This is a genomic window from Labrenzia sp. THAF35 (assembly GCF_009363595.1).
GTDB classification, from domain to species: domain Bacteria; phylum Pseudomonadota; class Alphaproteobacteria; order Rhizobiales; family Stappiaceae; genus Roseibium; species Roseibium algicola.
Map to the genome: position 1 here is coordinate 1,620,736 of NZ_CP045380.1, position 23,780 is coordinate 1,644,515.

24 protein-coding genes and 1 tRNA gene are annotated in these 23,780 nt (G+C 60.0%); 10 read left to right on the forward strand and 15 right to left on the reverse strand.

Going from position 1 to position 23,780, the window contains the following annotated elements; genetic code table 11:
- The first annotated feature begins 26 nt into the window (after positions 1-26).
- Positions 27-1,346 (forward strand): aspartate aminotransferase family protein, encoded by a 1,320-nt coding sequence (locus tag FIU93_RS07435; protein ID WP_152505249.1) that lies wholly within the window; start codon positions 27-29, stop codon positions 1,344-1,346.
- 92 nt (positions 1,347-1,438) lie between these two features.
- Here the strand turns inward: FIU93_RS07435 and FIU93_RS07440 are convergent, their stop codons facing one another.
- The gene (locus FIU93_RS07440; RefSeq protein ID WP_152505250.1) at positions 1,439-2,086 is read right to left on the reverse strand and encodes a pyridoxamine 5'-phosphate oxidase family protein; all 648 of its coding nucleotides are present in this window, start codon (positions 2,084-2,086) and stop codon (positions 1,439-1,441) included.
- Between the two features lie 245 nt (positions 2,087-2,331).
- Entirely contained in the window at positions 2,332-3,177 is an 846-nt protein-coding gene (locus FIU93_RS07445) for an ATP/GTP-binding protein (protein WP_152505251.1), read from the reverse strand.
- Positions 3,178-3,297: 120 nt separating this feature from the next.
- On the opposite strand from FIU93_RS07445, the gene FIU93_RS07450 reads away from it, so the two are divergent.
- Positions 3,298-4,038: a helix-turn-helix transcriptional regulator gene (locus tag FIU93_RS07450; protein WP_152505252.1), complete on the forward strand. Its 741-nt coding sequence runs from the start codon at positions 3,298-3,300 to the stop codon at positions 4,036-4,038.
- Between the two features lie 6 nt (positions 4,039-4,044).
- Here FIU93_RS07450 and FIU93_RS07455 read toward each other — a convergent pair whose 3' ends face one another.
- Both FIU93_RS07455 and FIU93_RS07460 read right to left on the reverse strand, forming a co-directional pair.
- A complete protein-coding gene (locus FIU93_RS07455; protein ID WP_152505253.1) occupies positions 4,045-5,610 on the reverse strand; it encodes a CYTH and CHAD domain-containing protein in 1,566 nt (521 codons plus the stop codon).
- 144 nt (positions 5,611-5,754) lie between these two features.
- Complete coding sequence (locus FIU93_RS07460; protein WP_023002681.1) at positions 5,755-6,249, reverse strand: cupin domain-containing protein; 495 nt, start codon at positions 6,247-6,249, stop codon at positions 5,755-5,757.
- A 256-nt stretch (positions 6,250-6,505) separates the two neighbouring features.
- On the opposite strand from FIU93_RS07460, the gene FIU93_RS07465 reads away from it, so the two are divergent.
- Positions 6,506-6,590: transfer RNA gene (locus FIU93_RS07465), tRNA-Leu, on the forward strand.
- Between the two features lie 76 nt (positions 6,591-6,666).
- On the opposite strand, the gene FIU93_RS07470 is transcribed toward FIU93_RS07465, so the two are convergent.
- Positions 6,667-7,344: a hypothetical protein gene (locus FIU93_RS07470; protein ID WP_152505254.1), complete on the reverse strand. Its 678-nt coding sequence runs from the start codon at positions 7,342-7,344 to the stop codon at positions 6,667-6,669.
- 209 nt (positions 7,345-7,553) lie between these two features.
- On the opposite strand from FIU93_RS07470, the gene FIU93_RS07475 reads away from it, so the two are divergent.
- From FIU93_RS07475 to FIU93_RS07490, 4 genes are read left to right on the forward strand one after another with little or no spacing between them, the layout of a single operon-like run.
- Entirely contained in the window at positions 7,554-8,132 is a 579-nt protein-coding gene (locus FIU93_RS07475) for a YqaA family protein (protein ID WP_023002683.1), read from the forward strand.
- A 15-nt stretch (positions 8,133-8,147) separates the two neighbouring features.
- Positions 8,148-8,672, forward strand: a complete 525-nt coding sequence (locus tag FIU93_RS07480; protein WP_023002684.1) for a disulfide bond formation protein B — start codon at positions 8,148-8,150, stop codon at positions 8,670-8,672.
- Positions 8,669-8,935, forward strand: coding sequence for a hypothetical protein (locus FIU93_RS07485; RefSeq protein WP_023002685.1), 267 nt, complete (start codon positions 8,669-8,671; stop codon positions 8,933-8,935). Before FIU93_RS07480 ends, FIU93_RS07485 begins: the two co-directional genes overlap by 4 nt.
- A 27-nt stretch (positions 8,936-8,962) precedes the next feature.
- On the forward strand, positions 8,963-9,397 hold the full coding sequence (locus FIU93_RS07490; RefSeq protein WP_031270101.1) for a metallopeptidase family protein: 435 nt from the start codon (positions 8,963-8,965) through the stop codon (positions 9,395-9,397).
- An 81-nt stretch (positions 9,398-9,478) separates the two neighbouring features.
- Here FIU93_RS07490 and ppa read toward each other — a convergent pair whose 3' ends face one another.
- Positions 9,479-10,018, reverse strand: a complete 540-nt coding sequence (ppa, locus tag FIU93_RS07495) for an inorganic diphosphatase (RefSeq protein WP_023002687.1) — start codon at positions 10,016-10,018, stop codon at positions 9,479-9,481.
- Between the two features lie 134 nt (positions 10,019-10,152).
- Between ppa and FIU93_RS07500 the strand changes: the two genes are divergently transcribed.
- Positions 10,153-10,719, forward strand: a complete 567-nt coding sequence (locus tag FIU93_RS07500) for a hypothetical protein (protein WP_152505255.1) — start codon at positions 10,153-10,155, stop codon at positions 10,717-10,719.
- Between the two features lie 16 nt (positions 10,720-10,735).
- Here the strand turns inward: FIU93_RS07500 and FIU93_RS07505 are convergent, their stop codons facing one another.
- The 5 genes from FIU93_RS07505 to dctP form a co-directional block, all read right to left on the reverse strand.
- Positions 10,736-11,272, reverse strand: a complete 537-nt coding sequence (locus FIU93_RS07505; RefSeq protein WP_208992223.1) for a GNAT family N-acetyltransferase — start codon at positions 11,270-11,272, stop codon at positions 10,736-10,738.
- Positions 11,273-11,420: 148 nt separating this feature from the next.
- Positions 11,421-12,704: a hydroxymethylglutaryl-CoA reductase, degradative gene (locus FIU93_RS07510; RefSeq protein WP_023002690.1), complete on the reverse strand. Its 1,284-nt coding sequence runs from the start codon at positions 12,702-12,704 to the stop codon at positions 11,421-11,423.
- A gap of 17 nt (positions 12,705-12,721) precedes the next feature.
- Positions 12,722-14,035, reverse strand: coding sequence for a TRAP transporter large permease subunit (locus tag FIU93_RS07515; RefSeq protein WP_152505256.1), 1,314 nt, complete (start codon positions 14,033-14,035; stop codon positions 12,722-12,724).
- Complete coding sequence (locus FIU93_RS07520) at positions 14,032-14,538, reverse strand: TRAP transporter small permease subunit (protein ID WP_209010302.1); 507 nt, start codon at positions 14,536-14,538, stop codon at positions 14,032-14,034. Before FIU93_RS07520 ends, FIU93_RS07515 begins: the two co-directional genes overlap by 4 nt.
- Before the next feature lie 83 nt (positions 14,539-14,621).
- The gene (dctP, locus tag FIU93_RS07525; protein WP_023002693.1) at positions 14,622-15,653 is read right to left on the reverse strand and encodes a TRAP transporter substrate-binding protein DctP; all 1,032 of its coding nucleotides are present in this window, start codon (positions 15,651-15,653) and stop codon (positions 14,622-14,624) included.
- A 127-nt stretch (positions 15,654-15,780) separates the two neighbouring features.
- On the opposite strand from dctP, the gene FIU93_RS07530 reads away from it, so the two are divergent.
- Both FIU93_RS07530 and FIU93_RS07535 read left to right on the forward strand, forming a co-directional pair.
- Complete coding sequence (locus FIU93_RS07530; protein ID WP_023002694.1) at positions 15,781-17,178, forward strand: PLP-dependent aminotransferase family protein; 1,398 nt, start codon at positions 15,781-15,783, stop codon at positions 17,176-17,178.
- 464 nt (positions 17,179-17,642) lie between these two features.
- Positions 17,643-18,032: a DUF2794 domain-containing protein gene (locus tag FIU93_RS07535; RefSeq protein WP_023002696.1), complete on the forward strand. Its 390-nt coding sequence runs from the start codon at positions 17,643-17,645 to the stop codon at positions 18,030-18,032.
- Between the two features lie 315 nt (positions 18,033-18,347).
- Here the strand turns inward: FIU93_RS07535 and FIU93_RS07540 are convergent, their stop codons facing one another.
- The 4 genes from FIU93_RS07540 to FIU93_RS07555 form a co-directional block, all read right to left on the reverse strand.
- Entirely contained in the window at positions 18,348-19,130 is a 783-nt protein-coding gene (locus FIU93_RS07540; protein ID WP_023002698.1) for a Bax inhibitor-1/YccA family protein, read from the reverse strand.
- 182 nt (positions 19,131-19,312) lie between these two features.
- Positions 19,313-20,086: a hypothetical protein gene (locus FIU93_RS07545; protein ID WP_023002699.1), complete on the reverse strand. Its 774-nt coding sequence runs from the start codon at positions 20,084-20,086 to the stop codon at positions 19,313-19,315.
- 329 nt (positions 20,087-20,415) lie between these two features.
- Complete coding sequence (locus FIU93_RS07550) at positions 20,416-22,998, reverse strand: ABC transporter permease (RefSeq protein ID WP_209010303.1); 2,583 nt, start codon at positions 22,996-22,998, stop codon at positions 20,416-20,418.
- Positions 22,995-23,705, reverse strand: coding sequence for an ABC transporter ATP-binding protein (locus FIU93_RS07555; protein WP_023002702.1), 711 nt, complete (start codon positions 23,703-23,705; stop codon positions 22,995-22,997). Before FIU93_RS07555 ends, FIU93_RS07550 begins: the two co-directional genes overlap by 4 nt.
- Positions 23,706-23,780 lie beyond the last annotated feature (75 nt).

A 23,780-nucleotide genomic window follows, 5' to 3' on the forward strand; every position in this document is an offset into this window, starting at 1 on the left:
CAGCCGGCCGGATCAGGAGACGCATCATGGCATTGGAAAACGCCAGCAACAGCACGGATACCGGGTTCTGGTCCGACGTGTCGGATCACGTCCTGCGGTATGGCCCTGTGTTCGAACAACGTGTCATCGAACGTGCCGAAGGCAGTTATGTCTACGACAGCTCAGGCGCACCAATCCTCGATTTCACGTCCGGTCAGATGAGTTCCATCCTGGGGCATTCCCATCCGGATATCGTGCGCACCGTGCGTGAGCAGATCGGCCAGCTCGACCACCTGTTCAGCGGCATGCTGTCCCGCCCGGTCGTCGACTTGTCGAAGCGCCTCGGATCTCTTGTGCCCGGTCTGGAAAAGGTGTTGCTCCTGTCCACCGGGGCGGAATCCAACGAGGCCGCCATCCGTCTGGCAAAGCTGGTTACCGGCAAGCACGAGATCGTGGCCTTTACCAAGAGCTGGCACGGCATGACCGGGGCAGCCGCTTCCGCCACCTACAGTCACAACCGGCGGGGCTACGGGCCGGTCAATCCGGGGTCTTTTGCAATCCCCGCCCCCAATGCCTACCGGCCGCGGTTTACCGATGCGAACGGCAATCTGGCCTGGAAGACCGAGCTGGACGATGCCTTCGCGCTGGTCGACAGTCAGTCCACCGGCAATCTTGCTGCCTTCATTGCCGAGCCGATCCTGTCGTCAGGCGGCATCATCGAATTGCCGGAGGGCTATCTCGCGGCACTGCGCCAGAAGTGCGACGAGCGCGGGATGCTGCTGATCCTGGACGAGGCCCAGACCGGTATCGGCCGGACGGGGCATATGTTTGCCTTCCAGCGCGACGGGGTGACACCGGACATCCTGACTTTGTCCAAGACCCTGGGGGCCGGATTGCCGCTTTCCGCCGTGCTGACGAGCCGTGCCATCGAGGAAGAAGCGCACCGGAAAGGGTTCGTGTTCCTGACCACCCACGTGTCCGATCCTCTGCCCGCTGCTGTCGGACTGGCGGTGATGGATGTGGTGGAACGGGATGGACTGATCGGCCGTGCTGTTTCGGCGGGTCAGCGCCTGCAAGCCGGACTGGAAGGCTTGAAGCAGCGTTTTGAGTGTGTTGGCGATGTGCGCGGCCGTGGGCTGCTGCTCGGGCTGGAGATCGTGACCGACCGGGCCAGCCGCCATCCGGATCTCGCGATGGCAGACCGGATCGGCGCCGAGGCAATGGCACGCGGGCTCAGCATGAACATCGTCAAACTGCCGGCCATGGGCGCGGTCTTCCGCATCGCCCCGCCATTGACGATCTCGGATGACGAGATCGATCAGGGGCTGGACATCATGGCGTCGGCGATTGAAGCGGCTCGGGCCTGAGATGGCCCCTTAGGGTATGAGGCGATGCAAGGGAGCGTCAGCGCTCCTCTGCGGTCTGTCTTCTGCCGGTGAAATCGCTGCTCGGGATCCGCTCAATAAAGCGTTTTCCGGTAGGTCTCCTCCAGCGCAGCATCCAGCTTCTGCATTTCCTTTTCATCAGGCGCGCCGGTCGTCTGGTCCAGAATGATCTTGGAAAGCGAAGGCATTTCGCTGCGGTCCTGCTGGTGTTCGGGGTCCCAGAGGTGTGAGCGCCGGAACGCCTTGGCGCAGTGCAGGAAGACCTCGCTCACATTCACGACAATGGCGAGCCTGGGCGCACGGTCCTTCACGCTCATGGTTTGAAGAAGATCCGGATCGGTTACAAGCGTTGCCCTGCCGTTGACGCGCAAGGTCTCGTCAAATCCGGGAACAAGGAACAGAAGCCCGACATTCGGGTTGGCGACAATATTTGCCAGACTGTCGAGGCGGTTGTTTCCCGGACGGTCCGGAATGGCAAGCGTTTGCGGGTCGAGAACCTTGACGAAGCCGACCGGATCGCCACGCGGGCTGACATCCGCCTTGCCGTCCTTGTTCTGCGTGCCGAGGCACAGAAACGGCGAGCGGGCAATGAAGTCCCGAGCATGTTTGTCCAGTGCGCTCAGGCACTTTTTTGCTGCCAGCGGCGATAGCTCGGAATAGTGGCTCCGGAGCGTTTCCTCATCCGAAATGACGAACTCCGGGTTGATCTTGTAGGCTTCCATCACGCTATCCCTCGACCTTGATCCCTGTATGACCCTGCTTTGGCGGTCTTCGCCCGGCGGCTGATCCAGCGTTCGACTTGCCGAACACTGGGCCAATCTGCGTGGAAGGTAGCATAAACTGAGGTGCGTACATCAGAAATTGATAGGCCAAACATCGTAAGGTGGTAAGGGGCGGGTTGGGCATGTGATGCCCAACCCGTTTTTGCCGTCTGACCCGTGCGATGAAGCGTTTGCAGGGTCTGGTGCTAGTCCAGTCTGACTGCCTCGATCCTGCCTTCCAGCATATGCGGCAGGTAAAGGACGTCATCGTGGGTGGAAATATCGGCAAGGCCGGCGGGTTCGCTCATGATCTCGTTCGGTGTACCGTCAGAACCAATCTCGAAGACCTTGCCGTTGATCCAGTCGTTTAGGACGAGCTTGCCGTTCAGCCGTGCGATGCCATCGATGTTGCCGATATCCCGCGCCACGACGCTGATAGCCTTGGAGGCAGGATCAATGGCAAGCAGGCTGCCGGGTGCTTCAGTGGTGAAATCGGTCTTGAGGCCCTTGCCCCAGGCCCCGACAAGCAGGCGGCCGTTGTCCCAGTAAAGGCCGTTGGGGTGATTGAGCTCAGGGCTTTCCAGCCATTTTTCAAAAGTGCCATCTGCGTAACGCCAGATGGTGTTCGTCATCATGTCGGAAACGAAGATTTCGTCGCCGCTGGTGGTCACATCGTTCAGGAAAACCGAGCCTTCTGCAGGCAATGACTGCAGCAATTTGCCGGTTTGGGCGTCGACAACACGCAAACTGGTGAGATCGGCCGCGAAGACCTTGCCGTTCATCAGCGCCAGTCCCTTGGGAGCGTCCATTCCGGTTGCCCATTTGGCATCTATGATTTTCCCGTCCGTGGACAGAAGCGCCAGATGGCCGTTGCCGTCGACCGCATTCGGCGCGCCTTCCATGACACTGACGATGAGCCGGTTGCCCCCAGCGTCAAAGGCTACGGATTCAGGCATGTCGAAGCCGTCCGTTGACCAGAGTGAACCGGCTGATGAGGGGAGCGTTGAAAGGCCGAGCAGCAGCGCTGCGGCCAGGGGTTTGAAGGTCTGCATGGGACGTCCTTTCGCAGAGTTGAACTGGATCTCTCCTGCAGAAGACGAACTTTTCTTGCAATTGATGATGATTTGGTATCAAAAAACGATACTCAAACTGTTGAGTTCGGGATCAGGAATATGCGCGGTGATACCTTCAAGATCTTGCAGGGCGTGCTGAAGGCACGTGGCATGACCTATGCGGATCTCGCAAGCCGGATGGAAATATCGGAGCCGACGGTCAAGCGGATCTTCGCGGGGCACGATTGCAAGCTAAGCCGGTTGCTGGAGATCTGCGAAATTCTGGAGGTGCCGCTGGCGGACGTATTGCATCGGGCAGAGCGGAATTCGGAAGAGGCAAGCGTCCTGCCGGTGGCAACGGAAGCGCGGCTCGCTGCGGATCCGTCGCTGTTCTATCTCTTCATCCTGCTGCGTGAGCCGATCCCGCAACAGGAAATCGAGCGCCGTTTTGATCTCTCGGGAGGGGACATGTTCCGACTGGGCCGGGTGCTGGAGGCGCTGGGGCTGGCAGAAGTGCATCCAGGCAACCGCATCAAGATCACGCGCAAGGAGCCCTTCAGGTTCCGTCCGGACGGGCCGCTGATCCCGCTGCTGAAGGAAATCAACATGCGCTTTCTGGGGCAGGTGATAGCCAATCCGGGTGGCAACCAGTCCCTGTTCTTCACACTCTCCCGCCGCATGCTGCCGGACACGGGGGCGTTCATCCTGCGCGAGATCGAAACTCTGAAGGAGACCATCGCCGAGCTGGCCCGTCAGGACCAGCTGGTCTCGCGCGAGGAAGACCTGACCACCTTCAAGCTGACCGGAGCCTTCGCCCCCGTTTCCTTTCCGGACATTCTGACGATCGAACCGGGCCGGTGATAAGCGTCAGGTCCAGAATTTCGGTGTTTTCCGGGTTGCTTCCCAATACCCCTTGGCGTGCTGCCACATGGCCTGGCATTGGGCCTCGTGCCAGCCGATGACAAAACCGATGGCCTGGTTGGTTGCCAAGGCATTTGCCCCGCTGACCTTGCATTTCACCGGCAGTTGTTCGGCCATGGCGACATCGTTGAGATAGCCGAAGATATCCTGCAGCTTCTTCATCCGCTTCAGGAAGGGCTTCACGGTATCTTTCGGATAGAGGCAGCCGAAAAATTCGATGCCGTAGCGCATCTTCTTCATCGCCTTGCGCATTTCGTGGCGTTCGGGAACGGTAAGTTCTTCCAGTCGCTTGCCGTATTTCAGAACCTTCTTCCACTGCTTGGCAAGAGCTTCGCCGGCGTGAGTCTCGACAGGTTGGGCCAGAAGCTGCGTCTGGCCGAAGTTTTCCGGGTCCAGCCAGCCGCGCCCTTCCGTGTAGGCTGCAAGGTCGAGCAGGAAACCGTTGACCTCTTCCGATTGCAGGTGATCCGTCAGCGTGGTGCGGGTGCTTTCGTCCCGGAGTGCATTGAGATTTTTCAGAAGAGCGTCAAAGGAGAGGGTTCCGGGCGCCCTGTCGACCAGGGGCATAACGATCTCGTCGACCAGGACGTCGAGATCCCGCAGGGAACCGGCTTCGGTGGCAATGACCTTCGCGGTCCTGTCGAGCGGTGCCATGGTCGCCGGGTTCAGGATTGGCCGGAACAGGCGAAACGCACTGCGCAGGCGGCGCAGGCCTACCCGTAGCTGATGCGGGCCTTCCGGATCGTCCGACGACAGGACTGCAAGCCGGTTTTCGGAAATCTGGGTCAGGCAGGAACGCAGCACGTCGCGAAAGGCGTGCTCGGTGGTGATGCCGCTGTCGAAGGAAACATTCTCGGCAAAATACGGTGTCCGTTCCGCAGGCGCGGTACCCTCGGCAAAACGGTACCCGCGCTCGGCCTTGCTATAGGGCGAAAAGCGGAAGGGGATGTCCTTCAAAAGAGCCTTGGCCGCCTCGAAAAGGGCAAGGCTCGGGCCGGACTTCAATTCCATTTCGAGTTCGGTCAGCGGCTGGCTGCCGCTGCCGGCCAGAATATTGCCGCTGTCGAAGGCGAGTTCGATGAAGGTGCCGTCACTGTCCCGGGTCAGATTGCGTACGGTGCGCTTCATCACCGTTTCAAAGCACTCCGACAGGGGGGCATCGCCGATGATTTCCAGAAGACGGTCGTGGACGGCGGGGTCTTCGATGACGGAAAAGTCGAGCGCACGGCCCTTGACCGGATGTTCGGCTTCCACCGGCGAGGACAGGCCGCCCATGACGCCCGTGCCGAGCTTGACGGTCTGAACCCAGCTGTTGCCGGACTTGCGCACGCGAAGGGAAATCCTGGCCTTGCGAAGCGCCTGGTCCGGCGTGTCGAAATAGATCGACTGCAACGTCTTGTTCACGGCGCGGCTGGCAGTGAATCCGTCTATGGAACCGGCACGTTTCAAAGCGTCCTGTGCCGTCGTTTCCAGCTCGAGCTTAAGCTCAATTTCGCGTCCTGATTTGCTCATGCTGAATTTCTAGCCAAGCCATTTCTGCTTGTCCAGAAAAAGCGCACAATTTGCGCCTTTGTTTGCAGGCTAACAAATTCGCCCGCCGAAAGGCGCAGGGCGCCTTTCTTTCAAGACCTCATTCGGGAATGCGAGCCCGATATTTTAGCCGAAAAGTTTCTTCCCGACGCCTTTCAATCTCTCGAGGATGCGGGACTGATAATGCAGATACCAGGGAACCGGCTTCTGATTGAACGCAAGCTTGCGGATGTAGGTCGGCACTTCCCAAACGGCGGAAGTGCCTGCCGGGAAGAACAGGGTCACGCCGGGTTTGCCTTCATAGACATGGCCGGCCTCGTCGGTGATCCGGACTCCGCCTTCCAGAAACATGACCGACTCATCCCAGCCGTAGTGCCAGCGGAACTTGCCGGCAGTGCACGACCAGTGGCAGGCATCGCCCCAGCCGAACTTGTGCCTGGCCAGCACGGCGCACATGGCTTTCGGGTCGCCTTCAAGCACCCATTCGGGTCGGATCGGCGCTGGCATCAACTGTGATTTGTCAACGAAGGACTGTGTGAAAGCCTGCCCGTGCCGAGCGGCTTCGTTCACAGCAGAAGTTTTCGTGCGTTTCGCCTCTTGAAGGCCGCCAGCCAGTGTCATCCGTTTCTCCCAAACTTGTCTGACTGTCCACTTGCGCGAGCAGCAGTTGCAAACAGCTTAAATATGCGCCGGATTTCACCTTCTGAGGCTGTGTGGCAGGCGAATTCGCAGCCCAGGGTTAAGGGAGCGTAAAGAGAGAAGCTCAAATTCGATCAAATACGGCGCCCGCCGTACTTGCTGGCGGAAAGCCGCGGCGCGCTGGAACCGCTTGCATCGGACAAGGCCCCATGATAGGCACCCAATCCGATACCGGATTGCCCCCCTGGCGGAACTGGTAGACGCGCCGGATTCAAAATCCGGTTCCTTCGGGAGTGCCGGTTCGATTCCGGCGGGGGGCACCATCTCCAGCGGTTTGAATTGCTGCAGGAATGCGCCGGAGTGGTTCGAGGCTTGCCTCCCACCCGCACAGGTAACCAGCTACTTCAGCGTCACCGTGTCGAAGGCCAGGGAAGCGCTGGTCTGGTAGATGTCTTCCACTTTCTTGATGCGGCCCTGACGCGGGTGGCCGATTGCAATGCCGACGATGCCTCTCTGGCTGTCGGGCTTTGCCAGCGCGACCAACCGCACGAGGAGCTGGTCGCCATCCTTGTTGATGAAGTTGCCGACGATTTCGGATGCAGGCAGATCGCCCAGTGTAATCTGGCGGCGGATATTCAGGCGTGTATCGTCTGTGGTGCCGAGCTGTTTCAAGAGCTCGATGGCAACATAGTCGCCCACCTCGAGGCGCTTTTGCGGATCATCGGTCTTCATGGTGTAGGTGACGATCTGCAGGGACGAATAGATGCGTTTGGTTTCGTCGTCGGTGGTGAAGAAGATCTTGATCGGACCGCCGCCGGCCGGTTTCGCCTGGGCCAGAATTTGCTGTGCCTCGCGCCGGGGTGCGGCAAGGCTGAACGGGACGGGGACCTCCACATCGTGTTTTGCGCCGAACGCCGCATCCACCGTGTAGATCGTCGACAGGGTTACGCCCTGTGCTTCAAAAGGCGTCAGCTTGACCGATCCTTCCAGCTCGACCTGCTGGGCAACTGCCGCAGCTGGCGCGCTCATCGCGAGAACCAATGCCAGTTTGGCGATGCTTGAGGCCGTTCCGTTCATGTCCCCCTCCCAACGTCGTGTGAAACCTGGCGAGGTTTCAATGCTACCAGATACGGGCGAAAAGTCTGCCTAGTGTCTTGATGCGCGTTTTTGAGGTGGCTTCACATCAGGCTGGGATCGTATGTGCCGGTGGCTACGCGACAACGTGCTGCTCGCGGTGCGCATTTCCCTAGGTGACTTTTTGCAGCGCAGCGGCTAAGGGAAGCGCCATGATCAGACGCCTCTACGACTGGACCTTGTCCCTTGCCGCCGGACCGCGTGCGCCTGCCGCACTCGGCACCGTATCCTTTGTCGAAAGCTCGGTGTTTCCGATCCCGCCGGACATCCTGCTGATCCCGATGGTGATCGCCCGGCGTGAGAAAGCCTGGTGGTACGCGCTGCTGTGCACGCTGACGTCGGTCGCCGGTGGTATCCTGGGATATCTGATCGGCCTCTTCCTGTTCGAACAGGTGGCGGTGCCGATCCTGACTTTCTACGGCAAGATGGGGTTCGTCGACGAGTTCAAAGACATCTATCATCAGTACGGCTGGTGGTTCGTCTTTATCGCCGGGCTGACGCCGTTTCCCTACAAGGTGATCACCATTGCCTCCGGTGCGCTGGGGCTCAGCCTGCCGGTGTTCATTGCCGCGAGTATTGTTTCTCGGGGGATCCGGTTCTTTGTCGTCGCCGGATTGCTCTATCTGTTCGGCCCGCCGATCCGCGATTTCATCGAAAAGCGGCTTGGTCTCATGTTCACCATATTTGTGGTGCTGCTGGTCGGCGGATTTGTTGTGCTTAGGTATATCTGACAATAAGAGGGTGAGATGACAGCCGACCGGATTTCGCGCAATCTGACGGGGCTCTTGCTGGTGGGCGGCCTGGCGGCAATCGCGACCGCCTGGGGCTTTCAGCTGATTGGCGGCTATGTGCCCTGCAAGTTGTGCCTCGAGCAGCGCATTCCCTATTACGTCGGCCTTCCCCTGGCGTTGCTAGCGCTTTTCCTGATGCAGGCCAGGCGGACCGGGTTGGCGTTGGCTCTGCTTCTGGTCGTTGCGGCCGTGTTTGCCTATGGTTCCGGCCTCGGCATCTACCAGTCCGGCGCCGAGTGGCAGTTCTGGGACGGCCCGAGCGATTGCGGTGGCGGCACCTCGACACCAACGTCTGCGGCCAACATGCTGCAGGCGTTGAAATCGACGCGCGTCGTCAGCTGCACCGAGGCTAGCTGGCGTATGTTCGGCCTGTCCTTTGCCGGCTGGAACGCGGTTGCGTCCGGCGGGCTTGCCCTTCTGGCGCTTTTGGCCGCTTTCGGGTTGAAACGCCGTGGCAACACGGCCAGTGTAGGTGCATGAGCGAGAACAAGCACCCGAAGGAAAAACTGCGCGATGAAGCGCTCCGTACACTCGACCGGGTGAATGCGGAGAGCGAGACCGTTGCCGGTTCAACCTTCGTCCGCATGGCCGATCGGGCAAAGGATCACCTGAGCGCCGCCGACAAGGACGAAGACGACCGGATCGAGGTTTGGGGCAGCCGGATCGGCCGAGGTCTCGGGCTTGTGTTCGCAATCGGACTGGCGATTTATCTACTGGTCACCTACGTACTGCCCAACACCTGAATGAACCGATCCGTCAAAGGAACCGATATGGCATCCGTCCGGCCGGTCAGCCACAGCAGCTGGACCGAACGCAAAGCACCTGACCTGGAAGACTTCGAGGCGATGGCGAGCGAGATCCTCTCCGGGCTTCCGGATGATCTTCTGCTGCGCTGTGGTCATCTGCAGATCAGCCTTGCGGACTATGCGCCCGACGACGTTCTGGATGAACTTCGCATCGAGGATCCGCACGACCTTCTGGGCCTGTTCGAAGGCCAGGGGCTGAGCGAAGGCGAAGAGACCGTGATGACCGGCCAGATGCCCAACCGCATCTGGCTCTTCCGCCGGCCGATCCTCGACTACTGGGCCGCGATGGACGAGACTCTGGGCGATGTGGTTGCCCATGTGCTGATCCACGAGATCGGGCATCATTTCGGCCTGTCCGACCAGGATATGGAGCGCATCGAGGCGGCAGCGGAACGCTAATTCTGACCCTTGCAATGAAAAAGGCCTCCCGCGTCTTGCGACACTCGGGAGGCCTTTTTGATTTCGTCCGTTCGGAAGCGCTTATTCAGCGGCTTCCTTCTGGGCGCGTGCGATCGATTCGACGATCAGCCGCTTTGCGGATTCGACACCTTCAACACCGGTGATCTTCACCCACTTGCCCGGCTCCAGATCCTTGTAGTGTTCAAAGAAATGCTTCACCTGGGCAACGGTGATTTCCGGAAGGTCGGTCACGTCGTTGATGTTGTCGTAGCGCTTGCTGAGCTTGTGGGACGGAACCGCGAGGATCTTTTCATCCTGGCCGGATTCGTCTTCCATCAGCAGAACACCGATCGGACGGCAGCTCATGATGGCGCCCGGAACGATCGGGCGCTGGTTGACCACGATCACGTCGATCGGGTCGCCATCGCCACACAGGGTGTGGGGAACGAAGCCGTAGTTGCCCGGGTACCGCATCGGAGTGTACAGGAAGCGGTCGACGTACATCGCACCGGCTTCTTTATCCATCTCGTATTTGATCGGCTCGCCGCCAACGGAGACCTCGATAATGACGTTGATGTCTTCCGGCGGATTCTTGCCAATCGGCACAGCGTCGATACGCATTTAGGAAACTCCTGTTATTCGTTGCTGCGTCTATCGCAATCCCGCCGAAGAAGTTCAAGTCCTTTATTTTTGCATTGCACCTAATTGATTAACATGCGTCTATTCGCGCGGCAGGCTCTGGAGGAGATAGATTTATGAAACGGCTTACTGTTTCCCTTTTGATGCTCGGCGGATTGCTTGTGTCTCTGCAGGCTGCAGGGGCAGCGTCGGTCGACAGTGCCTATACCAAGATCCTGCTGGACAGCTGCCGGCTGATCGAAGCCGGGGACGAGGAAGAAGGCACCTTCGGCGGTGCCTGGCAGTGCCCCGGCTACAACGGAGAGGGTGTCTATGTTGCCGAGGGCGACCTGCGCATGTTCGTCTCCTTCGGTCCCGACGCCGCCAACGAGCCCGCGGCAGGCCAGACCCTGCCCAATTTCAACACGGTCAACGAAACGCTGGAATGGCGCCTCAGGGGCGGTGTTCCGTTTGCGACCATCCTGCGCTGGTTTCCGAGCCTCGACGAGGGGGCCAAGACCGGCAGCGTGCTGATCGTGACCCAATTGCAGCCCGGTGGCGGCACCTGTCAGATTGCCCGGATCGATGCCCAGGCCAACAAGAACGCCAACGATTTGGCGCGCCAGGCCGCTGATACCATGGCCGGTTCTTTCGACTGCACGCAGCCCCCGCAGATCATCGGCAATCCCGGAATTCTCTATTAGGCAAGTGCCCTGTGGCTCAGGTGCTGATTTGCGGCCAGGCGTAGATGCTGAGCTCCAGCCTGCGGCCGCCGATCCTGTACCAGGACTTTGCCGCAAGTTTGCCACCGACGGCCTTGTAGAATGAGCGCGCGGGCTCGTTGGCGCTCAATACCTGCACGGCGACACCGGGCATGCTCTTCGCCGACAGCGTTTCCCGCACATTCTGGAAAAGGGCCCGGCCGAAACCGAGGCCCTGATATTCCGGCTTCAGGTAAAGCTCGTAGATTTCGCCATCCATGCCGGTATCCCGCAGTCGGCACGGCCCATAGGTCGCGTAACCGGCGGGAATTTCGGCGATGCTGAGGATCTTGATGTCGACGCCCCTCGCAAGGGCACCGCGCCACCAGCTGCTGCCTCGGCGCGAAATCATCTTCTGAAGATCGACACCGTGCAAGACGCCGCGATAGGCGCCCAGCCAGGCTTCGCTATGGATGCCGGCGAGTGCCTCACAATCGGCGGTCCGGGCCGCGCGCAGATCTATCAGGTCGGTTGTCATGCTTTTAGAAAGATACAACAAGCAATCCGACGGAAAAGAGGCAATCGCGTCGTAGAAACGCCAATTATGCCGATTTCATTGCGTTCGGCATCCGGGAGTTGATCGGCCGGAGGGGCAACACGGTAATAGTGCCGAGACCCCTCCGGTCGAACCTTGTCAAAAGGCCTCAGGCGTTGGCGCCTTGCCGCAGCCGGGCGAGAATTTCCTCGGCCAGATCCTGCCGCACCTTGCCAAGCGATTTCAGCTCATTGGCCACCAGGTCGATTTCCTCGCCGGTCGCGCCCACCATCAGGGCAACGTTCTGGGCGTGCAGGGCCATGTGGCCTTTCTGGATGCCGGTGGTGGCAAGCGCGCGCAATGCGCCGAAATTCTGCGCCAGGCCGACGGCAACGATGATCCGGGCCAGTTCGTCTGCCGTGGTCACGCCGAGAATTTTCAGGTTGGCCTGCGCGGTGGGGTGGATCTTGGTTGCGCCACCGACCAGTCCGACAGCCATCGGCAGCTCCAGGATGCCGACAAGATTGCCGTCGCCGTCCTTTTCCCAGCGGGACATCGAGCGGTAGCGGCCGTCTTTCGACGCGAAGGCATGGGCACCTGCCTCCACGGCTCTGGTATCGTTGCCGGTTGCCAGAACCACCGCGCTGATGCCGTTCATGATGCCCTTGTTATGGGTGGCTGCCCGATAGGGGTCGGCATCGGCAAAGTGATAGGCCGACAACATGTCGTCCCGAACCTTTTCGCCTCCGATTTCCTCCAGCGGCCAGACAGCCCGCACGCGTGCGACGCGGCGGTCGGCGAGGTTGGTCAGGATCCGCAGGAGACTGCGGGCACCGGTCCATTCCTCTAGCTTGGGTGCAAGGGCCTCGGCCATGCTGTTGACGGCGTTGGCGCCCATCGCGTCGCGCGTATCGACGATGATGTGAACGATGGTCATCGGTCCTTCGGCAGTGTCGATGACCCTTATGTCGAGGTCACGGAAGCCGCCGCCAAGCTTCACCAGAAGCGGATCGATCTCTTCGCAGATGGTTCGGATGTCATCGATGCGTTCAAAAACCTGCAGGCGGACGTTTTCAGGGTCGCTGGCGCCCAGAAGCTGGATCTGGGCTGCCATCAGCGGGCCGCTTGTGGAGGTCTTGAAGCCACCGGTCGGCCGGCAGCGCTTGGCCGAGTTGCACACGGCGGCGATGACGGAGGATTCCTCGCTGGCCATCGGCACCAGAACGTCCCGTCCGTCCACGGTCATGTTGGTCGCGATACCGACAGGAATGGACATGGAAGAAATGGCGTTTTCGACAAGGCGGTCGGCCAGTTCGATGTTTCCGGATGCCGCTTCCACAAGGTCGGAGACGGACTTGTTGTCGAGATTCGCCTGGCGCTGGACCGCCTGGAGCCGGCCGGCCGGGTCCAGCTTGTGAAAACCTTCAATACGGGACGAAGTGACGTCACTCATCGGGGGAAACCTGTCTGTCAATTGATCATGGATTGCGGCAGCCACAACACCAGCTCCGGAAACAGGGCGCAGATGAAGATACCGATGGCTTGCAGCAGGATGAAGGGAACGATGGCACGGTAGACCGTGCCCATGCCGATGCCGGCGGGCAGGACGCCCTTCATGTAGAAGAGCGTATAGCCGAAGGGCGGGGAGATGTAGGCCATCTGCGCCGAAACGAGGAACAGGATGCCGAACCAGAGCCGGTCGAACTCGAGGAAATCGATCACCGGCAGGAAAACTGGCACGCACAAGAGGATGATGCCCATTTCGTCCAGGAACATGCCGAGGAAAAACAGAATGCCCAGCATGATGGCGAGAACGATCCAGCGGTTGGCATCGAGATCCTGAATGAAGGACAGGAGGAAGTCCGCGCCGCCGGTGCCGGTGAAGATTGCCACAAAGGCCCGCGCACCGATGGTGATCCAGAGGATCATGGCGGTCACCTTGACCACGTCGAGGGCGACACCGGATATGAGCTCCCAGCCGAACCGGCGCTCGATGAGCGAAGACAGGAACGCCAGGAAGACGCCGACGGCGGCTGCTTCCGTGGGTGTTGCGATACCCATGTAGATCGTGCCCAGGACGCCGACGATGATCAGCAGCGGCAGGATGAGGGATTTCAGCGAGGCAATGCGCTCTTCCCAGCTGGCCGGGGCGTCGTTGTCCGGACGCGGGGCGATGGATGGGTTGAGCGCGGACCGCAGAACGATATAGCCGATATAGAGCGAGGCGAGCAGCAGGCCCGGCACCACGCCGGCGATGAACATCTGGCCGATAGAGGCCTGTGCGGTCACGGCATAGACGATGGTGATCACCGAGGGCGGGATCAGGATGCCGAGCGTTCCGCCGGCACAGATCGTCCCGATCGCGAGCTCCGGACTATACTTGCGCTTCAGCATGGAGGGCAGGGCCAGCATGCCCATGGCGGCAACCGCGGCACCGACGATGCCCGTCATGGCGGCGATGATCGTGCAGATGGCGATGGTGCCCACCGCAAGGCCACCCGGTAAACGCCGCGACCAGAGCTCCATGGCCCGGTAAAGGCTTTCGATGACGCCGGAACGCTGAAGAATACTGGCCATCATCACATAAAGCGGGATCGCGAGGAGCGATTCCGACGTCATGGTGGAATAGAGGTTGAGGACGGTAACGGAGAGGGCGGCGGGGCCCCACAGCGTTAGCGTGAAAACGAGCGCAAGTGCGCCAAGCGTGAAGGCAAGCGGCAGGCCGGTGAGCAGCAGGCCCACCAGGCTGGCGAACATGATGGCAAGAACGAATTCGGAGCTCATGCGCTTGCTCCCGTCTGTTCCTGCGCCGGGCGCGTTGCGCTGTAGGCTTCAACAAGGGCTTGCAAAAACAGGAGCGCAAAGGACAGCGGCACGACGAATTTCAGCCACCAGACGGGTGGGTTCCAGGCGGAAAAGCTGGTTTCGCCGAGGGAGTAGGCGTTGATTGCAAGCGGCCAGCTGACCCAGGCAAAAACGCCTGCAAACACAGCAATGACGGCATAGGAGAACACGTCGAGAACCACTTTTGGCAATCCCGTCAGTTTTTCGCTGAAGATGTCGACGGCGACGTGGCCCTTCAGGTGCAGAAGGTAAGGTCCGGCCAGCATGAAATGCGGGCCGAAGATCAACGTGCTGGCTTCCATGGCCCACACCGTCGGCGCATCGAACAGGTATCTTGCGACCACTTCGAAAAGCAGGATCGGCACCACCGCGAAGATGAGCGCCGCCGCAAGGAGGAAGAACAACCGGTTGACGCCGGTGACGATGGAACTGACGGATTTCATGAAGCTGAGCATTTGCCGATCGAAAGGACGACCGGACGGTAGACGGCAGGGAGGTGCCGTCTGCCGTCCGGTGGGAGGAAGGGTCAGATCAGCCCGAGGGCTGTCATGAACTCAATCTGGCTCGCGAGCACGCGATTCGCCAGATCGTCTTCCTTGGTAGCCTTTTTCCAGGACTCGACAGCCTTGGACCGGTTGGCCGCGACATCGGCCGGGTCGAGCTGGATGATCTCGACGCCTTGTTCGCCGTATTTCTTCAGGACATCGACATTCTGCACCATGATGTGCTGGCGCAGCGATCCGGAGATCTCCCGAGCCGCAACGGCAAGCGCTGCCTTGTAGTCGTCCGGCAGCGCGTCATAGGCGCCCTGGTTGGCGACATAGCTCGTGGCGGTGGTCGGCTGGTGCACGCCCGGCAGGATGATGAACTTGGCGACTTCGCCAAGGCCTGCTTCGTAGTTGGCGGTGAGATCGCCGCGGTCGGCAAAATCGATCAGGCCTTTTTCCAGCGCCGTATAGACTTCCGCCGTCGGCAGCGGGGTCACGGAAACGCCCTGGTCGGCCATGACCGCGGAAGCGAGCCCGACAAAGCGGCCCTTCTTGCCGGCCATGTCGGCGATGGTTTCCATCTTGACGGTCGAGTGGATCGGCTCTTCGCCATAGACGGTGGGGGCAATGTAGAAGAGACCGGCCCTTGCATAGGCTTCGCGGGCGAGATCCAGACCACCCTTTTCGTAGAACCAGGCTTCATACTGGTCGGACTCGGGGAAGCCGAACGGGATGGTGGACGTGAAGGCAAATGCCGGGATCTTGCCGGCTTCGTAGCCGTCGAAGGTCTTCATCAGCTGGAAGGCGCCGGCGCGAACGGCATCGAATGCCTGGTTGGCAGGCACGAGCTGGCCGGCGGAGAACAGCGTGATCTTGAAGTTGCCGTCGGTCAGTTCGCTGACGCGCTCGACAAACTTCTTCTCGAATTCGAAAGGTGTGGTGCCGGCGTCCCAGAGAGCCTGCATGCGCCACTCAACCGCATCCTGTGCCTTGGCCGCAATCGGTGCTGCGAGGGCGGTGCCGCCAACGGCTGCACCTGCAAGAAGGCTGCGTCTACTTACTTTGGTCATTTTTCCCTCCCAAGGAAATTGCCATTTGCTGGCGTAATGGGGCAAACTGTCATAAAAATGATTGGGACAATCAAGGGACAGTTGTCGGATTTATGGGCAGCACTGTCCCAGTAAATTTTGAGGGACAATGAGGGTTACGGGTAGCGGTCGGAAACTGTCTCGCGTCGATCAGATCGTCGAGAAAGTCGCGCTGATGCTGGAGGCAGGGGCGTACAAGACGTTTGAGCGGTTGCCTTCCATTCGTCAGGCCGCGCGGGAGAACGGCGTTTCGAAAAACACGATGGCGGAAGCTTACGACCGGCTGGTCGCCCGAGGGCTACTGGAAGCGCGGGCCGGCTCCGGATACTACATGTCACAGGTCGGACCGGCTTCCAAGACCCCGCCTGCGCCACATGTCACGGCTGCTGTCGACGGCATGTCGTTGCTGCGGGAGCAGCTGGAACAGCATTATGAAGTGCGTCCGGGAGATGGGCGCCCGCCGCCGTCGTGGATGGAGGGGGCGGAGCTGCGCCGCCATTTCGCCAACGCCAAGACGCCTTTTCCCGAAGCGATCGAATTCGGCTACGGCAGTTCGTGGGGATATGGTCCGCTGAGGGACCGGCTGCGGATGCAATTGCTGGAACGATCGATCCCGGCCGATCCGCAGGGGCTTCTTTTGACCCATGGCGTCAACCATGGACTGGATCTGATCATCCGGCATCTGACGGAGCCTGGCGATACGGTTTTTGTCGATGAGCCGGGCTATTATCCGCTCTTTTCCAAGCTGACCTTCGCCAAGGTGCAGATTGTCGGTATCCGGCGGGACAGGGACGGTCCGGACCTGGAAGACCTGACCGCCAAACTCGCTCTTTACCGGCCGAAGATGTTTGTCACCCAGTCCCACGGCCACAATCCGACCGGCGGTTCCCTGTCACCTTCGCGGTCATTCGGGTTGATGCAGCTTGCCGAGCGCTGGGGGTTTCTCCTGGTTGAAAACGATGCGCTTGCCGACATTCTTCCGGCCACGCTGCCAAGGCTGGCGGCGCTGGACCAGCTGGAGCGGGTGCTTTATCTCGGTACTTTTTCCAAGACACTGTCGGCCAGTCTCAGATGCGGTTACGTGGCTGGAAATCCGGACATCATCCGCCAGCTTGCCGATATCAAGATGCTGACGGTGGTCAATTCATCCGACCACGTCGAACGCTTCGTGTTCAATCTGATGCAGGCCGGCCATTATCTGAGACATCTGCGACGTCTCAGGAGCCGGGTGGAAGATGCCTACAAGGCATCCTTCGGGACACTGGAGGCGATCGGGTTGTCCGTGCGGGAGTGCTCCATACCCGGGTTCTATCTCTGGGTGGAGTTTCCCGATGATGTGGATGAAAGGGAACTGTGCGCCGCAGCCAGCAAGCAAAGCATTTTCATTGCACCGGGCGCCGTCTTTTATCCGAACCGGGAGACCCGGCAGAAGCCGGCAATGCGGGTCAACGTCGCCTATGGAACCGATGCGCGGTTCCTGTCGTTCCTCAGGGATTTTCTGAAGTAGTTTGAAAGCAGAAAAACAGGCAGGGCCACAAATGAAAAGGGCCGGCATAATGCCGGCCCTTCAGTTGCCCTGATGTTTGACTCACTAAATCTGGTTGGCCAGTAAAAACCCCGGGGGGCTGGGGGGCTAATGCATTCCGCGGATTCTACGGGCCATACCCATCAGGGTATGATCCTAATATGGGTGTCTAAAATGGCTGGCCAAGGGCTGGAATGCGGCAAAATCAAGGAAATTTATGCATTCTTTCTTGGCAAAGTGCCGTTGCGTTCGTTTTTGCTCTTCTTCCCGTAAAACTTATTGGCAAAATTACTCTGGTTTCGGACCTCTGTCTGTCAATATGACGTTGCGGGCTTGCCAGAATGGCTAAAGAAGACGCATCATGACAGCCAGGTGACAGGCGTCTCCCGACGATTCTCTTGTCGGTTACCTGTCAGCAGCGAAACCGCGAACGGAATGGAGGCGGAATGAGCGAAGCCGACGACAGCGCGTTTCAGCGTGGTGCGGGTGCAAGCCCGTCGCCACAACATCAACCGGCTCCCCCTCCCAAACCCATTGTTGCATTCAACAGGCGCGAACTCGATGTCATTCTGAGGCTCTACGGGCGCATGGTCGCCGACGGCGAGTGGCGGGACTATGCCATCGACCTCCTGAAGGACCGGGCAATCTTCTCCGTGTTTCGCAGATCTTCCGAAATGCCGCTTTACAGGATCGAGAAGGACCCGAAGCTTGCCCGCCGCCAGGGCGCTTATTCGGTCGTGGCGACCGGGGGCATGATCCTGAAGCGTGGCCACGATCTGGCGCAGGTGCTGAGGGTTCTGGAGAAGAAAAAACATCTTCGGGTGGTCGACGCCTGACCAGGCATCCGGTCAGTCAGCTGATGGCCGGGTGAGGTTCATTCCCCCTGCGTTTATCCGGTCACAGGTATTTCCTTGATGGTGGCGTCAATGACCGGCCAATGCTGGTCGGTTACCCGCTGGCCGCGGACCAGACGGTTGGTTCGGCCAAACCTGGCAGCGCAGTGTTCTGCCGCTTCATTCCATTGATTTGCGCAAGGCTGGCGTTGACGCCCATTGGCGCAAGTGTCGGCGTGCGATGTGTCGGACAGTCGTTCGGCCACAAAAAAGCCCGGCACACGGCCGGGCTTTTCCGTTTGTTCAGTTTGGCTGCGCTTAGTCGCGGTTGCCGAACAGCTGCAGCAGCATGATGAACAGGTTGATGAAGTCGAGGTACAGACGCAGCGCGCCCATGACGGACTTCTTCGTGGCGACTTCACCGCTGTCGCCTTCGTAGTACATTTCCTTGATCTGCTGGGTGTCGTAGGCGGTCAGGCCGGCGAACACCAGAACACCGATCACGGAGATGGCGAACTGCAGGGCGGAAGATGCCATGAAGATGTTGACCAGCGACGCGATCACGATACCGATCAGGCCGATGAACAGGAACGAGCCCCAGCCGGAGAGGTCCTTCTTCGTGGTGTAACCGAACAGGCTCAGCGCGCCGAAGGTACCGGCGGTGATGAAGAAGACCTGAGCGATCGAACCCGGGGTGTAAACCAGGAAGATCGAGGACAGGGAGATACCCATTACGGATGCGTAGACCAGGAAAAGGGTCCGCGCTGCGCCGGCACTCATGGACTGAATGCGGAAGGACAGCCAGAACACCATTCCGAGCGGTGCGAGCATGACAACCCATTTCAGCGGGCTGCCGTAGATGGCAACACCCAGCTGGGTGAGCATGCGGCCGTTGCCAAGGCTGGCGACAGCAGAGTTCGGATCGGTGGTCGTTGCAAGCATGACCGTTGCCAGCGCAAGAAAGCCGGTCAGCGCAAGGCCGATGGTCATGTAATTATAGACGCCCAGCATGTAGGAGCGCAGGCCCTGATCGATGCCGGCCTCGGCGCGTGCGCCGGCGACGGTATACGCGCCTTGAGATTGACGGTCATAGGTCGACATGGTCGTAAAAATCCCCTTCTAGATAGACGTGCGCATGCAATCGCGCATGCAACACAACTCCCTCAACATATGGGAAAAGCCTATCCCGAGCACAAGTCGAATTCGATGAAAAATTCGTAATCTTTGCGCTCAGGACGTATTATTTGAACCTATCCTTAAAAACAGGCTCAGATTCAGTCGTATTATTTCATGGCTTTCAGTCGGGATTCGATCTGCCGGTCGCAGGTGCCGCCGGGGTTGCGAACGATTTCTTCCGACGCGAAATCGAGGATTTCCTTTTCCGGATCCTGCATCTGCTCGACAGTCACACCGGGCTTGAACCACTGCAGAACCGCATAGTCGCCACCAGCATCGGTGAGGAAAGCGATCGGCTTGCCATTTTCGGTAATGCCCATGCGGCCGACGCGGACTTCCGCAATCGATACCTTGCGCGCTTCGCCGTCGATGGTCAGCCGGTTTTTCGACACGTTCAGTTTCTTCAGCTTGGAGCCTTCAGTGCCGACCCAGTTACCGTAGAAGCGCTTGCCTTTTTTCTCGACGGAAAGGCAGGAGTTCTCGAAATTCGGGATGGAAAGACGAACGGCGGAAACCTCGATCGGATCCTCGCCCTTGGGCGCCAGCGTGTATTTCATTGCGTTGTCGCCGGTGCGGTACACCCGGATGCCGACCGGCGTATAGCCGGAATCGTTCATCGAACGGGTGAAGAAATCGAACTGGTTGGCGTCGTTGGTGCCGGCCCGGCGATAGAGCCAGCGCTTCGGCAAACCGTTTTCGAAGACCAGCCAGTCACTGACGACGAGGCCGCGCGGGCCTTCCGGCGTGTTCAACTGCCAGACCCCGGTATGAAACGGGCTTTCCGCCGACGCGGCAGGGGCGAAAGCCATAGCGGCAACTGCGGACAGGGCTGCAGCCCCGGCAATGGTCTTCAAACGAATTTTCGGGAGAAACTTGAACATGGAATGGCCCCTTCTTAACAAACTGCCCGGAGCTGAACCGGATAGCCAAGATCAATTCAGTATGCAAGTTGTGTGGAGCTGAAGTTTGTCGCGATTTGGTTGTATTTCAGGATTTTTTCCTGAACGAAGTTTGCCAAGAGCTGTGGGCGCCGGATCGAAATAGATCAGCGCCTGCCAAGAATTCGTTCGATCTTGTTTTCGGAAGTCTACCGGTTCACCGGAAATAGCCTTGCTGATCAAAGGAGGCACGACCGAAGCCGGCAAACGTCCTTTGATCAGCTATTTCCTGTGCGCACGTTGGCCGCTACAGCAGCTGACCGCATTTTGCGCTAGAGATTTCGCAGGACAGGTGCGGGCTTTTCACCCAGCACTCGCCATGTGCCGATGAGGCCGAAACCCACCGTCAGCACCAGCGCGATCAGCGCGGCACCTGCTGCGGTCACCGGCATCATCACGAACGACCCGTCCATGATCTGCGTTATCACGTACCAGGCGGCGACCCCTCCGGCCAGCAGGGCGAACACCGCCGTTGCAAGGCCCAGAATGGCGTATTCGAGTGCATAGGCGAAGATCAGGCGAGCCCGTGTCGCACCAATGGTTTTCAGAATGACCGCATCGTAGATCCGGCTGCGATGACCGGCGGCAAGTGCACCTGCCAGAACCAGAACACTGGCGATCAGCGTGATCGAGCTTGCGCCGCGGATGGCCCAGGCAAGCTGTGCCACCAGATCGTTGACCTGAGAGATCGCGTCCTTCACCCGGATTGCCGTCACTGTCGGAAAGGCGTTCGAGACCGTCTTCAACAAGGCAAGTTCCGTCTCTTCCGGCACATCATCGTCCCAGCCAAGGGTCATCAGATGGGCATGCGGGGCACCGGCAAAAGTATTCGGCGAAAACACCATCACGAAATTGATCGCAAGGGACTGCCATTCCACCGTACGCGTGTTGGCAATTTCCGCCGTGATTTCCCTGCCGAGCACATTGACCGTGATCCGGTCTCCGATCTTGAGGCCGAGATCGGTGGCGGCCTCTTCATCGAAGGACACCAGCGGAATGCCGGTGTAGTCCTCCGGCCACCAGGAGCCTTCTTCCAGCTTCGAGTTCTTGGGAAGACTTACATCATAGGTAATGCCGCGGTCACCGCGCAGCACCCAGCCGGAGCCTTCCTGGGCAGGGACGAACTTGTCGGCTGCAATACCGTTCAGCGAGACAATGCGTCCGCGCAGCATCGGGACGCTTTGCAGGTTGGCGTCGGATGCTTCAGCATTCAGCAAGGCCTCGAAGGCATCGCGTTCATGGCTCTGGATATCGATGAAGAAGAAGCTCGGAGCCTTGTCGGCAATGGTTGCGGTCAGCTCGCGCCGCAGGTTTCCGTCGATGAGGGCAAGCGCGACCAGCAGCGACAGGCCAAGTCCCAGCGACAACACGACTGACGGGGTCAGCGCTCCGGGGCGGTGAATGTTTGCAATCGCCAGCCTGAGCTCGGTCGAGCGGACACTGGGCAGGCGCCTGGCTATGGCCATGATCCCGCGTGCGACCAGCACCAGCAAAACGAACGCACCGGCGGATGCGGCGATGTAGGTGCCGGCCATGCGCTGGTCGTGGGCAAGCAGAATGGCGATGGCGGCAAGGGCAAGCACTGTTGCCGCGGTGGCAAACAGATAGCGTTTGCGCGGCAGCTTGGCGCCACCGGTCACGATATCCCGGAACAGGGCCGTCGGCGGTATGTCATGAGCCCGCCCCAACGGCCAGATTGCAAAGGCGAGAGCGGTCAGGAGGCCGTAGACGAGGCCAAGGGCAAGCTCGGTCGGATAGATGCTGGCCGCGAGCTTGACCGGCAGAACCGGCGCCAGTGCGGCATCGGCGGCAAAGGGGATCAGGGCACCCAGCACAAGGCCGACGACGATGCCGAGCAGCGCAAGCACCAGCATCTGAACCAGATAAATCTTGAAGACGAACCCGCCTGTCGAGCCCAGGCACTTGAAGCTGGCGATAACCTCGCGCTTGGTTTCCAGATAGGCGCGGATGGCATTGGCCACGCCAACACCGCCAACCACCAGCGCGGTGAGGCCGACCAGTGTCAGGAATTGTGCGAAGCGATCAATGCTGCGTTGAAGGCCTGGGGACGCATTGGCGCGGGAGCGGATACGCCATCCCGCGTCCGGCTGGGCGGATTTGGCCTCCTCAACGATCCCTTCCATTGCTTCCAGGTTGGGAGCCGGGGCCATTCGAACGCGGTAATGCCAGCGGACCAGGCTGCCGGGCTGGATCAGGCCGGTTTCAGGCAGGGCGGCATCGGAAATCAGAAGGCGCGGACCGAATTCCATGCCCCCGGCCAGTTTGTCCGGTTCATTGGCAATGGTGTCGGCAATTCGGATGGTGGCTCGCCCTAGGGACAGCGTATCGCCAACATTCGCACCAAGCCGCGCCAGAAGAGAAGGGTCCACAACGGCGCCCCAGGTCCCGTCTTTCCGGGCCAGAGCCGTTTCCAGGGCCTCTCCGGAGGCAAGTTCAAATGTACCGTAAAGGGGATAGGGACCGTCGACGGCTTTCAGCTCTACCAATGCCTGATCGCCGGTCTCAGGTCTTCTTGCCATTGCCCGCGTGGTCGCAACGCGGGACAGGTCACCAAGGCCGTTCAGATAGGCAAGTTGATCAGCGTCGGCCTGCCGGTGGATCAGGGAAAAATCGAGATCACCGCCCAGGATGGACTGACCTTCGCGCGAAATCCCTTCTGTAAGAGCCCGTGAGACAGACGTGACGCCTGCGATTGCCGCTACGCCGAGCGCGATACAGGCAATGAAAATGTAAAAGCCCTTGAGGCCGCCGCGCAGTTCACGAAAGGCAAACCGGGCAGCAAGGCGCATCGTCTGGTGGTTTGCCGGTGTGCTGCCCGGGACAAACGCGCTCATGCAGACACCTCGCGGCGGGCGCGGTCAGACGTTTCTTCTTCGATTTCTCCGGAGCGAACGCGGATCATGCGGTCGCAGCGGGCGGCAAGGCTCGGGTCGTGGGTGACCAGAACCAGCGTCGTGCCCCGGTTCTTCTGGGCGGTGAACATCAGGTCGACAATCTGTGCGCCGGTGCTTTCATCGAGGTTGCCAGTCGGTTCGTCTGCGATCAGGATCGCGGGTTCGACGACCAGCGCCCTTGCCACGGCGACACGCTGCTGTTCGCCGCCGGACAGTTGCGCCGGGTAGTGGTGCATGCGGTGGCCGAGCCCGACGGCATCCAGTTCCGCCTTGGCCTTGTCGAATGCGGCGGTATCCCCAGCAAGTTCCAGCGGCACGGCCACGTTTTCCAGCGCGGTCATGTTGGGAACAAGGTGAAACGACTGGAAAATGATCCCGACATTGCGGCCGCGAAACCGGGCCAGCTGGTCTTCGGACAGGGGGCCGAGTTCGGATCCGGCCACGTTGACCGAGCCTTCATCGGCGCGTTCCAGCCCCGCCATGACCATCAGCAATGTCGATTTTCCGGACCCTGACGGGCCGACAAGGCCGACGGAGGCCCCCTTCTCGATCTGAAGGTCGATCCCCTTCAGGATATGCACCCGCCCGGCGCCTTCGCCGAGGGTCAGGTGGACGTCTTTCAGGGCGATCGCGGGCGAATTTGTCATTCTCTGGCCTTTACAATGGGCGTGTGATCGTCTTCCTGACAGTCACAAGCCCTCGACAATTGGACGCTCTGCGAC